Here is a 16,423-nt window from a genome sequence, read left to right as displayed (position 1 = left end):
CAAGATATCCCTGACTTCTTGCAGAAGTCAGGGATATATAACTACAAAAATAGAGAACTGTAAAATTATTTATGCCCCAGTCAGTTTATACACAACCAACAACTACTATAAATCAGCAGAATCAAACCGAATCTACTGCTTTTCTCCCAAATCAAAATCAAACCCAGACATTAGGTAAGGTCCAGGATTGGTTTTATGGTACAGAAGAATTATTAGATGCTTTACCAAAAGTCTGGACTCGTTCAATGTTGTATTTGCTGGTTAGTTTTGCAGCAATTATTTTACCTTGGGCAATGTTAACTAGAGTTGATGAAACCGGAAATGCTATTGGACGAATAGAACCAAAAGGTGCAACACAAAAATTAGATAGTGCGGTGACTGGTACTATTGTTTCTGTTAATGTTAAAGAAGGGGCAACAGTTAAGGCAGGACAGGTTTTAGTGAAAATAGAATCTGAGGTTATGCAAACAGAAATACAACAAATAAAAGCTAAATTAGAAGGGTTGAAAAATCGTAAATCTCAACTAGAAATCTTAAAAAATCAAGTCTTAATGGCGATTAATATTCAACGTCAGCAAAACCAATCTCAATCATTAGAAAAAATGGCTCAAGTTAATCAAGCCAGACAAACATTTGAAACTAAAAAAAGTGCTTATAATTTCCAAGATTTGGAGAAATTGGCACAAATTGATCAGATGAAACAGAATGTAAAATCTACTCAAAGTAACTATAGGTTAGTTACAAGTCGCTTGCGTCGAGATATTTCAGAAGTTGCCCGTTATCGTCTACTGTTAGAGGAAGGTATAATTCCTCAAACCAAACTAGTAGAATTAGAAAAGATTGCTGAGGAAAGTCAACGTTTACAAGAAGAAGCAAAATTTAATATTCAAACGGCACGGTTACGCTTAAAAGAACAAGAAAGTAGTTATCAGTCGCTTATGAATCAATTTAAGTCAGATATTGAACAAGCAAAATTGCGATTACAACAAGAGGAAAGTAGTTATAAAAGTGCTATACAAGGAGGAGAATTAGCATTATTAAAAAGTCAGGAACAGTTTAAAGACCTACAAAATCAAATTACTTCTCTACAATCGGAAATTATGCAAACAGAAGGACAGATCATCTCCCTAAATTTACAACTAAAACAGCGAATTATCCGCTCTCCTATTGATGGAACAATTTTTGAACTACCCATTAAAAAAGCTGGTTCTGTAGTCCAACCAGGACAAATGATTGCTCAAATTGCACCCAAAAATGCGGACTTAATTTTGAAGGCACGTATGGCCAGTCAACATAGTGGTTTCGTTAAAGTAGGAATGCCAGTAAAAATTAAATTTGATGCTTATCCTTTCCAAGAATATGGAATTTTATCAGGGCGAATTACTTGGATTTCACCTAACTCTAAAATTCAGGAAAATAGTGCCAATCGTCTAGAAACCTATGAAGTAGATATTGCTTTGGAAAATCCTTATATTCAAGTTGGTAACAAGCAGATTCCTCTCACCCCTGGACAAACCGCAAGTGCCGAAGCAATTATCCGTCAACGTCGAGTTATTGACTTTATTTTAGATCCATTTAAGAAGTTACAAAAAAATGGTTTAGAGCTTTAATGTCAACGAAAATTAAAGACATAATTCATGCAATTATGTCTAATAAAAAAAGACTTTAATATGCAACTTTTATATAATCTATGAGGAAATAATGTAAAAATATAAGAGTCAAGTGAAGATTAGAAGGATAATATAATGGAAAGATTAGTAATTAATAACTTTGATTACACGGATTTAGAAAGCTTTATTTATGATTTAAAACAAATAGAATCAAATATTGTATTAGGAGGATTAGTTTGGGGCGATTATCCAAATTGGGGAGGGACTCCTAATGTTTTTGTCATGACCATCTATGATGGTTTAAATACCATATCAACAACTTATGAAGGTGCAGGGAATTTTCATGATAATAAATTCCATACGATAGACTATGCGCGGACAGTTAATGCTTGGGTATCTCATTAATTATTTCACGATATTTAAAGGTGCAATCAGCAGAACTGTTTACTTTTGATGAGAAAATAAGATCATGGCTACAATCATAATTTCTGATTTGCAACTTCTTGAGAAAAAGACATTCTTATATGACTTAAATTCACAGCAAATCACACAAATATCAGGTAGTATTTTTCTGCCTTTATGGGATCGTCCTGCTGTTCACTTATCAACAGTTTATGATGGAATAAACAATCCCCAAACAACATATGAAGGTCCATTTGGATTCCATGATAACAAGATTTTCGCTATTGACTTTTCCAAACTATCCGGCTATTTAGTAATCTGATAGGTATATTGCCTTGTCATCAGGACAATTTTTAGCACCAACCTACTTAATTATTGTAGCAGATTCAAATGCAATTTCGTCACAATTGCAAAACTGTTCACTTTTTGATTAGGAAATAATATCATGGCTACAATCATAATTTCCGACTTAGAAACTATTGATAAAAATACATTCTTGTATGACTTAAATTCAGAGGAAATACAACAAATAGTAGATACTGATATTCTCCCTTTATCAGGTGGTTTTGATCTGAATTTTCTGTTAACCACCATTCAGGATGTTATAACTAATCAGACATCAAGCGATAATGGGCTATTTGGTTCAAATTCCCGTAATAACAAGATTTTTAGTCTTGATTTTTCCAACCCATCTCTTTATTTAGTTACCAAATAACTCGATCACAATCACAATTATGTCCCCGGATTGTGAGATAATTCGGGGGTATAAATCTGGTAATTTTTCTCATATAAATTATCAAAAATATTAAAAGTATCATTAGATAGAGATAAGAAAATAACATATCAGGTAAATATGATAGATACGCTGATAATTCATTTAAATAGGATCAAATAAATTCTTAATGGGTTTAGTAAATCGAGGAATTACGCCATGTCAGATATTTTAAAAATATCCAATGAAGATATTATTTATCATCTAAAAATATCTTGTCAAATCCCTAGTTTATTAGAAGCGATCGCCACTAGAAAAGTTATTACTGAAACGGCTGAAAAAGCAGGGATTACTGTCGAAACAGCAGAACTACAACAGTCCGCAGATAGTTTACGATTAGCTAATAGACTGATTAAAGCTGAAGAAACCTGGGAATGGTTACAGAAACATTATCTTTCCTTAGATAATTTTGAAGAAATAGCACATCTCAATATCTTATCGACAAAATTAGCTCATCATTTATTTGCTGAGAAAGTTGAACCATTCTTTTATGCTCATCAACTTAATTACAGCGCCGCCGTTACCTATGAAGTGATATTGGATGATGAAGACTTAGCCTTAGAAATATTTTACGCTCTTCAAGAAGGAGAAATTAGTTTTCAAGAAATCGCTCGTCAATATATCCAAAATCCCGAAATAAGACGCGCTGGAGGATATCAAGGTATCCGCAAACGTAGTGATTTTAGACCAGAAATTGCCTCTCTAGTATTTGCAGCTAATCCCCCACAAATTCTTAAACCAGTAATTACACCAAAAGGAGTGCATATCATTATAGTTGAAGAAATAATTGAACCGGAATTAAATGAACAAATGCGTGTACAAATCCTTGGCGATTTATTTACTAATTGGTTAAAAGATCAAGTTAATAAATTAAAGATTGTCGCCACATTAGGAGCAAGTCTCAATTTTTCCTCTTCTCCAGCAGAAATATTGAGTAAAGCCAGTTAAAATTGAGAAGAGTTATATCCCTGACTTCTTTAACAAGTCAGGGATCTTGTTATGAGATAATATTCAGGAAAACTATCTATCTAATGGGGTATAGATATCCTGTGAATGTGTATTAAGATAAGGATATTGTAATTTAATTTTTTGTAATGCAAATTGTTCAAGAATAGCCGTCATTCGACTTTCTGAATCATTTTGATCTGCTTGCCAAGCAGCAATTAAACCATTAGCAATAATTTGACAACGATGAGTACCAAAACTTTCTTTTTCACCAAATTTATTTTCTGGTTCTTCAGCACAACTCAATCCTGGAGCTAGTGGCTTAGTAAATAACGGTACTTGTGGAGAAAAAATCTCTTGATTTGCTAAATATACCTTTTGTAATATAGGGTAAATAGTCTTATATTCATGTTTATTGAAATATAGGACGGCTGAATCATAACGTTTATATTCATCAGGACTATATAGGGCTTTAAATGAGAAAGCAACTGGCAGATTATTGAGTTCTGTAGTTATATTTTCCATCACTGATAATGCACCTTCTGGTGATACATTAAAGTAAATTCTCAGAATATCTTGATTATCTTCAGTTCCTAAATTAGATGCTGCCATATAAAATCCATTTTGAACTAAATTCTTTGGCATTTTGATCGCTACTAAGTTACCGACAGTAGCATACTTATCAACTTCTGATAAGTACAAATCACGCTCAATATGTAAAGTTAAACCATTTTTGTGGACTGCCAAAGATCCATCAGCTTCTTCATTAACTACTAACCAATCTTGACTCCAATAGCCTATACCCTTATTACTGGTATGTAGTCGTTCATAAAAAGCCAAATCTATGCCAAATAAGCTATTATTACTGAGGTTATTTATCTGCGAATCAGCGGTAGAAAAATCATTCCAAGAACCGTTATAATAAGCACCATAAAGAAAATTACGCAATTGCATACTCAAATGTTTATGTTGAATATCCAAGGGTAAATCTTTAAAGCGAGAGATTACCGATTCTGGCAATTCAAATAACTTGTATTCTGGATGTTTAATTGAATAAAATGATTCAATTTCCAGATGATCAACAATATTTTGCAGTGCTGTTTGTAATTCCTTTGGTAATTGGAAAAGTTGACTCTTTATAGAATCTAATACTTGCATAAAAGCTTTCCTTCTCTAAACAAGAGATAAATTTTTAGAAGTTATTGTTGAAAATTCCATTCCCAAAATGGTGGGAATAGATGCTTGGGGACGACATAATAAACTCTTAGCAACTTGGAGCATACAGATACTAGAATTATCAAATATTTTTTCATATTGAACTCTAGCTTGAATAGCTCTAATTAATGCTAAACCGCTAAATTGCATGACTAATTGGCAGAAATTTGGACGAGTTTCTAAAATTGCTGTAAAGGTATTTAAATAACTACTAACTAATGTTGATAAAGAAGGTTGAATCATTGATAACGGCACAGCAGCTAAACGCAAACATTCTTCAATGGGTATGCTTTTATTAGGCACTATGCTATACAACCAAATTTGTAAATAACTAGCAATTATTGTGCCTAAATCATTAGCAGGATCTCCCCAATTACCTCTTTCCCAATCAATCAATCTGATGATATTTTGATTTCCTATTAGTTTTTGCTCAATTTCTGTTTCCCAATTCAAAAATAAAAGAATATTATTGAGCTTGAGATCATTATGAGTCAGACAACAAGGAGTAAAAACCTGACTCAATTCTTTAATTGCTTTTCCTAAATTATCATAACGTTGATAGAGAGAAAAAAACTTCAAACCATCAGCAGGAACTTGACCAAATACTTGTGGTGTAATTCTATCTAATCCTTTGGTAATATTTTGCTGCTGAAGAGAATTTTCTAGAAATTCTTGATAGTTTTTATTCTTTATTGTTAAGCCATGCACCGTTGCCAAAGTTGTACCAATTAATTGGGAAATCTCCACAGGAAATATCTGATCTTTAGCGTAAAATTCTGCTAGATCTTGATATTGATTTAGGTAATTAAAAACAATGATGGAGTTTTCTAAGTCAAAATGAATTACTTCTGAAAAAGATGATTGTAAATGCTTTATTTCTGGGAATTTTTGACAAAAATCATGAATTCTCCATTCATCTATAAATTCACCCAATGTTTTACCATTTTGATCATGACGCTCTTGTTTTACTAAGAGTTGACGACCATCTGCTAAACTAATTAATAAGTTAAAGTTTTTAGCAGGTTTTAGCTCTATTTTAGTGATTGAATTATCTTGTGGATGACAAATTTTGTGTTTAATTAGGTAATCAAACACATTGCTAGAACTGATGAGAAATGGCATAATTGCTGATGATAATATGTGAAATAAGTCAATGATAGCCGCAATAAAATGGTTGTGTTATTTCAAAGATCACAAAAAGTTTCTCACTTTGTTTGTTAAGAACAAAATGCTCTCTATAGCATAGACTACATAAATGCCAGCCCCTTAACACCGTAATAAAATATTTGATTAACATCATTATCCTCACCACCAAACAAAGATAATAATTCCATATTATTCAGATCGTTAATAAACTTTATTTCCTCGGAATTATGTAGAACATAAATTCTAATACTTGCCATTTCTTACCTTTACAAAAATTAACTTTTGATTTTTGTAAATTAATTTACCCACAGTCCTGAATCCTTACACCAATCTTATTAAATATCCAGGATTATTAGTAATAGATTGTTTCTTTTACTTTTTAATCCTGGATAACTATATAGCAATCTTTGTAGAAGTTATAAACACCCTACAGATTCGCTAGTGACGCGGTAATTAATTGATAATGCTTACAGCTAAATCACTAAACCACGTCGTCACCCAACATCTATATCTGTGTTCACAATTCCTTGAGGATTGCTAAATTCGCCTTGTAGTCAACTACAAAGCTAGGGAATTATTACTAGATGACGACGCTGGGGGCAGAGGGGTTATGACTAAAAGATTTAGCTATATGCTTAATACTAGCGATCGCATAGCCATCAACTAAGTATTCAAGGTATTTCACACCAAAATCGCCATATTCACCAAAGCCGCTATTATAACTACCACCACCATGTACGGCTACAGAACTTGCATCATTGAGATCATTAAGATAACTTTCAGAATCTTGGAATAGTTCAGAACCAGTTACATTTAATTGGGAAAGAGTAATACTTGCCATAATTTCCTTGTTTTTGTAAATGGGACTTGTGAGTCAGTTAAGTTTGTGTTTTCTTAACTGTTACCCCTATTTTTATTTAAGAAAAATAGAAAAATCAAGGCTTTGAGCCTAGTAAAAAAGACACAAATAGATGAATTTTGTCTTTTATTAAAAGTTAACTTCCTAGTTTAAGTTACAGCCTATTTTAGGTTTATGAACCACACCCTTACACCCTCCCCCTAGCAAAGTGGGGTATTTTTGTGCCTGACAAAGTTGAAATCTGCTGTAACTAAATAAGAAAATCGTGTATCTTCAGATTAAAACATCTGAAAATACACGAAAGCAAGGAAAATATTCAATTTACAACAGCATCTTTTAAAAATTAAAGTTAATTCCGAGAGTATCTGTTGTATCTTCGAGGGTTATTTTCCATTGCGCTATACTACTGTTTATTTCTTTGAGCATGGTGGAAAAATCATTAGTATTGGTAGTATTGTTGCTGTTGGTCATGTTATATCTTGCCATATCTCTTCTGGTCATGTAACCACCGTTGATATTTTTCATTTCCCAAAGTGTTAGTTCATCCAGAATCGGTTCTGGAATCTTTTTTCCTAATTCGGAAATTATGATTTTCACTATTGTTTGACCTCCTGAAATACTTTATTCCCTGGAATAAAACTATCAATTTATCCCCTACTTATATTTTGGAATAGTATCTGACAAAACAGATGATTTTCAGCTAATTTATTAGACAGAATTAAGGGTGTTTTGTCTATGAAAACAAAAAAGCAAAAGAAGTTTTATCTAACTTCCTTCGCCTTATATAGTTTAAAAATATCAACCTCTATCGCCAGTTAGAAATTTCTAACTTTACTAATTAACCAACAAATGCTAACCGAGGTGCAACTTCACTAGGACGTTCTACACCTTTGAGGTAAGCAAGAACAGTATCAGCATCAGATACTTCAAAGGGGTCACTACCACAGTTGTCTTCAAAACCAGGTTCAACGAACATTTTTTCAATTTCGCCGTTATTAACAACCATTGCATAACGCCAAGAACGCATTCCGAAACCGATGTTAGATTTATCAACTAACATTCCCATTTTCCGGGTAAATTCTCCACTACCATCGGGTAACAAGAAGACATTTTTAGCACCTTGTTGTTTACCCCATTGGAACATAACAAATGCGTCATTAACTGACAAACAAATGATCTGATCAACACCTTGCGCTTTGAATTCTGCAAATAGTTCTTCGTAGCGAGGTAAATGAGTAGAAGAACAGGTGGGGGTGAACGCACCGGGAAGAGCAAATAATACTACCTTTTTACCACCAAAAATCTCTTCAGTGGTTACATCTTGCCAACGGTAAGGATTGGGTCCAGGTACAGATTCATCCCGAACACGAGTCTTGAATACTACATTTGGAACGTGAGTAATAGCAGTCATAAATACCTCTTTTTTAGATGGAAGATTTTAACTCGTGTCTTTAGCCTATAAATCAGAATAATTCTGATTTAGGAATTTGTCAATAGTTATAAATACTTATTTTATAATGTATTTTTTAAAAAGCTTTAATTCTGAAAAAGGAAAAGTTATAATAGGGGTCTATATCTTTATATAATCAAGTAAATCCTATGCAGCAAAAAGCTAATGATATTATCAAAACCCTGAAAAGTAGAGGGTTGAGAGTCACACCCCAAAGATTTGGGGTTTATGCCAACCTATTAGCAAGGGAAGATCATCCTACAGTTGATCAAATTTTGAGAGACTTAAACCAGGAAGCACCGACTTCCTCCCAAGCTACGGTGTACGCGGCGCTTCAGGCACTGCGTGAAGCGGGTTTAGTGCGAGAAGTGCTATTACAAGAGGGAATATCTCGTTATGATGCCAATGTAGCGCCCCATCATCATTTTCGCTGTACCTGCTGTGGTGCGATTGAAGACATTAACTGGAATGTTTTTCCCGGTATTGATGTCAGTCAACTGCGGGAGGGGTTAACAGTAGAAAGGTATGAAGTGACAGTTGAAGGAATCTGTGATATCTGCGGTAATGGTACTTAATGCCGCCATTAAGTATAATTAGATTGTGAGTAAATGAAGTCCAAACATGAATAATCAAACCCTTGTGGTGCGGGCAAGATGCCCGCTACAGGTCTACCTTATGGGTCTGGAGGGAGAAACTAATCCTTAATTAACCCCTCCAAAATCATCTGTAAATCCTGGGTCAAATCACTTACACCCTTTCGTAAAGCTTGTTTATTCCCTTGACAATTTTCCCATCTTTCATTAATATTAATCGCTTCACCGACAGAAATCATGGCTTGTTTCCAACCTAAACGCGGCCTGCCTGGCAAGGTAGAATCTTTAATGCGAGACAACATATCAAACATTAATAAAATCGTTTCTGCAAATCTTTCTGGGGTTGGTTTTTCTAGAATATAATTAGCAGTGACCGCGACGAAACTTTCAGCAATTCTCATGTGTTGCATTTTCAAATCTGCTTCTTGGGCTACCCAATCAGCTAGACCACGTTGGAAAGGTGATAAACTTTGAATATCAGCGATATCATCCCGATAAATATAATTCCAACCAGCATCTTCTAAACGCCGACATCTATCAATAAAATTACCTTGAGGCCGGATATTAAAATACTGTTCTGCAATTTTTAAAGCTGTATCCATCAATCGGTGTAATCTAGTAATTAAAATTTCATTTGTGGGAATTTCGGAAGTTATAATTTCTGGAAATTCTTGATGATAAAAACGCCGATAAAATTCCTCCATTTCCGAAATTAGATATTCAGATAAATCCACCACCCGCTGATATAAAATTTCTTCCCTTTCCTGGCTAATTTCACTAGTTTTCCTAACAGGTAAACCGCTATCAAGTTCTAATTTAGATAATAGCCAATCTATTCTTTTCCAAGGTGGGTTCACATAGCTATATTTAATCCCAATCGGAATAATAAAAACCTGTTCTTCACGGTTAGCTTTTTTGAGATCTTCCACACACCAAAAACCCAACTGGGCTACACCAGGTTCTAAGGGACTGACTATACTACTGTGTCCATTTGTACCACCTTCAGGAGCGATCGCTATGGGCATCTCTGCGGTTGCAAATAATTCTCTTGCCTTATTAATAGCCGTTCTATCTATGCGTTTTCCCCTACGTATAGGTATACCACCAAGTCTAGAAAATAACCATCCTAACCAATTTCCTGCCCAGATTGTCATCCCCCGTTCATAGATAAAATAGCTGTGAAGTGGATATTTGAGCTTAATACCTTTTTTTCGCGCCACTTTAGGGACAATCCGTGATAGCAAATATGACATAGATAGAGGATCTTCTACCTCCGGGTGACGAAAAGCAATTAAAAATCGGACTTTACCAGCCTGAAATTCATGGTACAATTCAGCTAGGACTTCGGCATTTTTAGCTTGAATATTCACAATACCCGCAGGTAGCCAAGGTCTAGTTCTCACCCGCAAAATCAAGGGCAAAAACCAAGATACAATTTTTACAACCAATGGATTATGACATTGGGGAATAAACTTGAGCGGTGGTTGGGTAGAATGAATAGATTTAGGCAAGTTGTTCTCCTGTGGTGTAGCGAAAAAAGCGATTAGAAATCGCATCTACACAGACAAAACCTGTCCACCCAGGTGGCCTTGGCCTGTGTAGTAGCGTTCCCCTGTAGCGAAGCCATATTACCATATTATATTCGTCCAATATTTCTCAAACACCCCCCCATCTAATTATGACACCAGACTGGCGGAAATTTGCCCCCGCGACCCAGCGCAACCGCGAACCCATTCTAGAAGTGCTTTTACAGATATTACCTCAAAATGGGACAATACTCGAAGTAGCCAGCGGCACAGGTGAACACGCTGCATTTTTTTCCCAACACTTAGCACCCCGGCAATGGCTACCATCTGACCCCAACCCAGAACTGCGTGCTAGTATTATGGCGTGGTCTGAATATCTCCCCTGTGATCATCTTAAACCACCCCTAGATTTAGATGCCAATTTACTAATATGGCCTGTAGAAAAACAGCCATTGCCAGAACCACCGATTTCTGCTATAGTAAACATTAACATGATTCATATTTCGCCTTGGTCTGCTTGTTTAGGACTAATGGCAGGGGCTGGACGGATTTTGCCACCAGGCGGTATACTGTATTTGTATGGTCCTTATAAACAAAATGGAAAACATACAGCACCCAGTAACACTGCTTTTGATGAGTCTTTACAAGCACAAGATACAGCTTGGGGAGTCCGTAATTTAGAGGACGTGGTTAAATCTGCTGAAGCACAAAATTTGATATTGCACCAAACTCACCCCATGCCAGCAAATAACCTTTCGCTAATATTTAAACATAATTAGGGCTTGCTGAATTGAAATATGAAACCGGAAAATATGGCTACGCCACGCAATCTATCTACCTTGACTCTTTGCGCCTTTGCGTGGGACATATTTACATATTTCGCAAATAAATGGAGGTTAGCGGACTCGAACCGCTGACATCCTGCTTGCAAAGCAGGCGCTCTACCAACTGAGCTAAACCCCCAAGCCCTGTTTTTAATACGAAAAATGCAATTATATAACTAGACCATCGTAAACTCTTATGATTATTTTGTCAAGACCATGAACCAAGAAAATTTTTTAGTCGTTGCTGCATTGTATAAGTTTGTCAGTTTACCTGATTATAACCAACTGCAAACACCCTTATTAAATTGTTGTCAGTTACAGGATATCAAAGGAACTATATTACTCGCTCCCGAAGGAATTAATGGTACAATTGCTGGTTCTCGTCAGGGAATTGATACGGTTTTAGCCTTTCTCCGTCATGACTCGCGGTTTAGAGATTTAGAATATAAAGAATCTTATGCCGAACTTCCCCCTTTTGAGCGGCTGAAAATCCGCTTAAAAAAAGAAATTGTGACTTTGGGAATACCAGAAGTTAACCCGAATGAAAAAGTGGGAACTTATGTCACACCTCAAGAATGGAATGATTTAATTTCTCACCCCGAAGTCACTGTTATTGATACTCGCAACGATTACGAGGTCACGGTTGGGACTTTTAAGGGTGCAGAAAATCCCCAAACTCAGACATTCCGAGATTTTCCCGAATATGTAGAAAAGCATCTTGATACCAGCAAACATAAAAAAGTGGCTTTATTTTGTACTGGAGGTATTCGCTGTGAAAAAGCATCATCTTATTTACTTTCTCAGGGCTTTGAAGAAGTTTATCACCTCAAAGGCGGCATTCTCAAATATTTAGAAGAAGTCCCCCAGGAAGAAAGTTTATGGGAAGGAGAATGTTTTGTTTTTGACGAAAGAGTTGCTGTCCGTCATGGCTTAAAACCGGGAAGTCATGAATTATGCTTTTGTTGTGGAAACCCCATTTCCGACGAAGATAAATCATCATCTGAATATGAAGCGGGAATTTCTTGCCCCCACTGTTTCCACAGTCTAACACCAGACAAAAGAAAACGACAACAAGAAAAATGGAAACAATACCAACTCACAAATTCAACCAACACCTAACCTTTAGATTTTTGCGCGAAACAAAATCAATATTTAGCAAAAAATCTAGCAAAAACCCTAAGATCCAAAAGTAATCATTACAATATATGAAGATATAAATCCTTGGAGAACAATTTGTGGTAGATAATCTTACCCGTACTCAACCGAAAACCAATCAAAAATTGGGTAACTTTACACAAAGACACATTGGACCAAACCCTGATGATATTCAGCAAATGCTTGATACATTAGGCCTTTCCCACCTTGATGACTTAATTGATAAAACAGTACCACAGGCAATTCGTTTTCAGCAAGAGTTGAAATTACCACCAGCACAAAGCGAATATGCAGCATTGGCAAAATTAAAGCAAATAGCCGATAAAAATCAGGTTTATCGCTCATTTATCGGCATGGGGTATTATGATTGTATCACCCCGGCGGTCATTCAACGCAACATCTTAGAAAATCCCGGTTGGTATACAGCATACACCCCTTATCAGCCAGAAATTGCCCAAGGACGTTTAGAAGCGTTGTTAAACTTCCAAACTATGATCATTGACTTGACCGATTTAGAAATTGCTAACGCTTCTTTACTTGATGAAGCCACAGCAGCCGCAGAGGCAATGAGTATGAGTTATGGTGTGTGCAAAAATAAATCTCATAACTACTTTGTATCCCGTGAATGTCATCCTCAAACCATTGATGTATTGCAAACACGCGCTAAACCTTTAGGCATAAACATCATTATCGGTGATCATCAAACCTTTGATTTTACCGAAACTATCTTTGGTGCAGTTCTGCAATATCCCGCAACTGATGGTACAATTTACGACTACCGCAACTTTATAGAAAAGTCCCATGCTCAGGGTGCATTGGTGACAATAGCCGCAGATCCTTTAAGTTTAACATTACTCACACCCCCCGGTGAATTAGGGGCTGATATTGCCGTAGGTAGTACCCAACGCTTCGGTATTCCCCTGGGTTTTGGGGGACCACACGCTGCTTATTTTGCCACCAAGGAAGAGTATAAACGCTTAGTTCCAGGGCGGATAGTGGGGGTATCAAAAGATATTCATGGTAAACCTGCCTACCGTTTAGCCTTACAAACCCGTGAGCAGCATATCCGCAGAGATAAAGCCACCAGTAATATCTGCACAGCCCAAGTTTTATTGGCAGTGATGGCGAGTATGTATGCAGTTTATCATGGACCTGATGGACTCAGAGCGATCGCCCAAAATATTCATCAATTAACCGCAACTTTAGCCGCAGGACTGAAAAAGTTAGGTTATAAAATCACTTCGGAAAACTTCTTTGATACCTTGCGGGTAGAATTAGAAAATACCAAATTAGCAGCAATTCTCGACGCTGCGAATGAGAGAAATATCAACTTGAGAATTTTTGATAATTCCACCGTGGGTATTTCCTTAGATGAAACTACCACAGAAGCAGATTTAATTGACCTTTGGCAAATTTTCGCACTCAAAGATCAATTACCTTTTACTGTGGAAGGATTACCAATTTCTCATGCTCAATTATCACGAGAAAGTAAATATCTCACCCACCCAGTTTTCAATCGTTACCATTCAGAAACCGAGTTATTACGTTATTTACATCAACTAGAAAACAAGGATTTATCATTAACAACTTCAATGATTCCCTTGGGTTCTTGTACCATGAAATTAAACGCAACTGCGGAAATGATTCCCGTAACTTGGGAACAATTCGGCAAAATTCACCCTTTCGCGCCAATTTCCCAAACCAGAGGTTATCAAATCCTGTTCCAACAACTAGAAGCATGGTTATCAGAAATTACAGGTTTTGCGGGAATTTCCTTACAACCCAATGCAGGTTCTCAAGGAGAATATGCGGGACTTTTAGTAATTCATGAATATCATCAAAGTCGCGGTGAAGGACACAGAAACGTTTGTTTAATTCCGCAATCTGCACACGGTACAAATCCCGCGAGTGCGGTAATGTGTGGAATGAAAGTTGTGGGAATTGCTTGTGATGATCATGGTAATATTGATGTTGAGGATTTAAAAGCCAAAGCTGAAAAACATAGTCATGAATTAGCAGCTTTAATGGTGACATATCCATCAACTCATGGGGTATTTGAAGAAGCAATTCAAGAAATTTGTGCAGTAATTCATTCTCACGGTGGACAAGTTTACATGGACGGCGCTAATATGAACGCCCAAGTGGGTATTTGTCGTCCTGGTGATTTTGGTGCAGATGTCTGTCATTTGAACTTACACAAAACCTTCTGCATTCCCCATGGTGGTGGTGGTCCCGGTATGGGTCCCATTGGTGTCGCTTCCCACCTCGTCCCCTTTTTACCAGGACATTCTGTGGTGAGAATAAATAACAATGAAGATTTTACTCCGCACTCCGCACTCCGCACTCCGCACTCTTTTGGCGCTGTTTCTGCTGCACCTTGGGGTAGTGCGAGTATCCTAGTGATTTCCTGGATGTATATTATCATGATGGGTGCTGATGGGTTGACACAAGCAACCAAAATCGCCATTTTGAATGCTAATTACATCGCTAAGAAATTAGAGTCATATTATCCGGTTTTGTATCAGGGAAAAAATGGTTTAGTAGCACATGAATGTATTTTAGATTTGCGAACTTTGAAGAAATCAGCGCAGATTGAAATTGATGATGTTGCGAAGCGGTTAATGGATTATGGTTTTCATGCACCTACTGTTTCTTGGCCTGTTGCTGGGACAATTATGGTCGAACCAACGGAAAGCGAATCTAAACAGGAATTAGATAGATTTTGTGATGCTTTGATTGCGATTCGTGAGGAAGTTGCGGCAATTGAATCTGGTACAATGGACATTCACGATAATCTTTTAAAAAATGCCCCTCACACTGCGGAAAGTTTGATTATTGGTGAGTGGAAACATCCCTATTCCCGTGAACAAGCTGCTTATCCTGCACCTTGGAGTAAGGAATATAAGTTCTGGCCAAGTGTGGGGAGAATTGACGCTGCTTTTGGGGATAGGAATTTTGTTTGTTCTTGTTTACCAATGGAGGCTTATAGTTAGTTAATTTGTAGGGTGCGTTAATGAAATGTAACGCACCGTTTTGATTTTTTTATTGAAATGGTGCGTAACGCTGGTGCTAACACACCCTACGGCCATTTATCAGAACTAAATTGTGCTGATATGATAAGGATCGCTAAAGAACCCCAAAAAAAATAGGGGGTTAAAACAACAGGAACAGCCCCAGCTAAAGATCCTATTAAACAAAAAAGTGCGAACATTGCAATATATGTCATAATTTCCCCCGATTATAACCACAGTATATAGTATATTATCTATCATCCAAAAATCGCCATTTTTCTTAAACAATAAAAAAATTACATCCTGAAAATCCTCCAATCCTGGTTATGATGTACAGGATGGTAATTTGGTAGGTTATTGGTGGGATGCTGAAATTGTCATTGTCTGATAGCGTAGCGTGGCGCAAGCCATATCAGGATGTCCAGGATTTTAGGATTTTCAGGATGGTAATTTGTAAGTTGTTGGTGGGATGCTGAAATTGTAATTGTCTGATAGCGTAGCGTGGCGCAAGCCATATCAGGATGTCCAGGATTTTAGGATTTACAGGATTGTGATTTGTAGATTATTGGTGGGATGTGGAAATTGTCATTGTCTGAATCAGGATGTCCAGGATTTTAGGATGTACAGGATTGTTATTGATGAATTATCTGTGAATATTGAAAGATGATAAAATACAGTTACAGTAATAGTCAAGAAGTAACAGCGGATAATTTAACTGATAACTTATCTATCATCCCAAAATCTCTATATTTTATAGACAATCAAACAACTACATCCTGATAGCGAAGCGTGGCGTTAGCCATACAGCAGTTTCCGAAGTTATGAGGTACAGTTAGTAATAATAAAGATAATACTGTCATGAAAGCATATTCAGTGGATCTCCGAGAAAAAATAGTTGCAGCCCATATTGAGGAA

Annotated in this window: 15 protein-coding genes and 1 tRNA gene; 9 read left to right on the top strand and 7 right to left on the bottom strand. The window is 36.4% G+C overall.

The features are described 5' to 3' along the window. Positions 1–71: 71 nt before the first annotated feature. From H6F39_RS15340 to H6F39_RS15320, 5 genes are all read left to right on the top strand, one after another. Positions 72–1,610 (top strand): HlyD family efflux transporter periplasmic adaptor subunit, encoded by a 1,539-nt coding sequence (locus tag H6F39_RS15340; RefSeq protein ID WP_137906315.1) that lies wholly within the window; start codon positions 72–74, stop codon positions 1,608–1,610. A gap of 135 nt (positions 1,611–1,745) precedes the next feature. Continuing rightward, positions 1,746–2,015, top strand: a complete 270-nt coding sequence (locus tag H6F39_RS15335) for a hypothetical protein (protein ID WP_137906314.1) — start codon at positions 1,746–1,748, stop codon at positions 2,013–2,015. Between the two features lie 64 nt (positions 2,016–2,079). Beyond that, entirely contained in the window at positions 2,080–2,334 is a 255-nt protein-coding gene (locus H6F39_RS15330; RefSeq protein ID WP_137906313.1) for a hypothetical protein, read from the top strand. Positions 2,335–2,457: 123 nt separating this feature from the next. Then, positions 2,458–2,727, top strand: a complete 270-nt coding sequence (locus tag H6F39_RS15325; protein ID WP_137906312.1) for a hypothetical protein — start codon at positions 2,458–2,460, stop codon at positions 2,725–2,727. Positions 2,728–2,943: 216 nt separating this feature from the next. Beyond that, a complete protein-coding gene (locus H6F39_RS15320; RefSeq protein ID WP_137906311.1) occupies positions 2,944–3,732 on the top strand; it encodes a peptidylprolyl isomerase in 789 nt (262 codons plus the stop codon). A 72-nt stretch (positions 3,733–3,804) separates the two neighbouring features. On the opposite strand, the gene H6F39_RS15315 is transcribed toward H6F39_RS15320, so the two are convergent. The 5 genes from H6F39_RS15315 to H6F39_RS15295 form a co-directional block, all read right to left on the bottom strand. After that, on the bottom strand, positions 3,805–4,887 hold the full coding sequence (locus tag H6F39_RS15315) for a T3SS effector HopA1 family protein (RefSeq protein ID WP_190396967.1): 1,083 nt from the start codon (positions 4,885–4,887) through the stop codon (positions 3,805–3,807). 15 nt (positions 4,888–4,902) lie between these two features. After that, positions 4,903–6,066 (bottom strand): phosphotransferase family protein, encoded by a 1,164-nt coding sequence (locus H6F39_RS15310; protein ID WP_190396966.1) that lies wholly within the window; start codon positions 6,064–6,066, stop codon positions 4,903–4,905. A gap of 604 nt (positions 6,067–6,670) precedes the next feature. Beyond that, positions 6,671–6,931: a hypothetical protein gene (locus tag H6F39_RS15305; RefSeq protein ID WP_190396965.1), complete on the bottom strand. Its 261-nt coding sequence runs from the start codon at positions 6,929–6,931 to the stop codon at positions 6,671–6,673. 354 nt (positions 6,932–7,285) lie between these two features. Beyond that, on the bottom strand, positions 7,286–7,546 hold the full coding sequence (locus H6F39_RS15300) for a hypothetical protein (protein WP_137906306.1): 261 nt from the start codon (positions 7,544–7,546) through the stop codon (positions 7,286–7,288). Between the two features lie 241 nt (positions 7,547–7,787). After that, the gene (locus H6F39_RS15295) at positions 7,788–8,360 is read right to left on the bottom strand and encodes a peroxiredoxin (protein WP_137906305.1); all 573 of its coding nucleotides are present in this window, start codon (positions 8,358–8,360) and stop codon (positions 7,788–7,790) included. Between the two features lie 188 nt (positions 8,361–8,548). Between H6F39_RS15295 and H6F39_RS15290 the strand changes: the two genes are divergently transcribed. Beyond that, on the top strand, positions 8,549–8,974 hold the full coding sequence (locus H6F39_RS15290; RefSeq protein ID WP_137906304.1) for a Fur family transcriptional regulator: 426 nt from the start codon (positions 8,549–8,551) through the stop codon (positions 8,972–8,974). A gap of 119 nt (positions 8,975–9,093) precedes the next feature. On the opposite strand, the gene H6F39_RS15285 is transcribed toward H6F39_RS15290, so the two are convergent. Beyond that, entirely contained in the window at positions 9,094–10,503 is a 1,410-nt protein-coding gene (locus H6F39_RS15285; RefSeq protein ID WP_190372588.1) for a 1-acyl-sn-glycerol-3-phosphate acyltransferase, read from the bottom strand. 164 nt (positions 10,504–10,667) lie between these two features. Here H6F39_RS15285 and H6F39_RS15280 point away from each other — a divergent pair, with 164 nt between their 5' ends. Continuing rightward, positions 10,668–11,297 carry a DUF938 domain-containing protein gene (locus H6F39_RS15280; protein WP_190396972.1) on the top strand — a complete coding sequence of 210 codons (630 nt, stop codon included), beginning with the start codon at positions 10,668–10,670 and terminating at the stop codon, positions 11,295–11,297. Between the two features lie 111 nt (positions 11,298–11,408). On the opposite strand, the gene H6F39_RS15275 is transcribed toward H6F39_RS15280, so the two are convergent. Further along, positions 11,409–11,481 (bottom strand) — tRNA-Ala (locus H6F39_RS15275). 77 nt (positions 11,482–11,558) lie between these two features. On the opposite strand from H6F39_RS15275, the gene H6F39_RS15270 reads away from it, so the two are divergent. Both H6F39_RS15270 and gcvP read left to right on the top strand, forming a co-directional pair. Continuing rightward, positions 11,559–12,461 (top strand): rhodanese-related sulfurtransferase, encoded by a 903-nt coding sequence (locus tag H6F39_RS15270; protein ID WP_190396964.1) that lies wholly within the window; start codon positions 11,559–11,561, stop codon positions 12,459–12,461. 116 nt (positions 12,462–12,577) lie between these two features. Next, positions 12,578–15,490 (top strand): aminomethyl-transferring glycine dehydrogenase, encoded by a 2,913-nt coding sequence (gene gcvP, locus H6F39_RS15265; protein WP_190396963.1) that lies wholly within the window; start codon positions 12,578–12,580, stop codon positions 15,488–15,490. Positions 15,491–16,423 lie beyond the last annotated feature (933 nt).

Origin of the sequence: Dolichospermum sp. FACHB-1250, assembly GCF_014696335.1 — a bacterium.
GTDB lineage: Bacteria > Cyanobacteriota > Cyanobacteriia > Cyanobacteriales > Nostocaceae > Dolichospermum > Dolichospermum planctonicum.
This window is presented reverse-complemented; position numbering and strand designations above follow the sequence as displayed.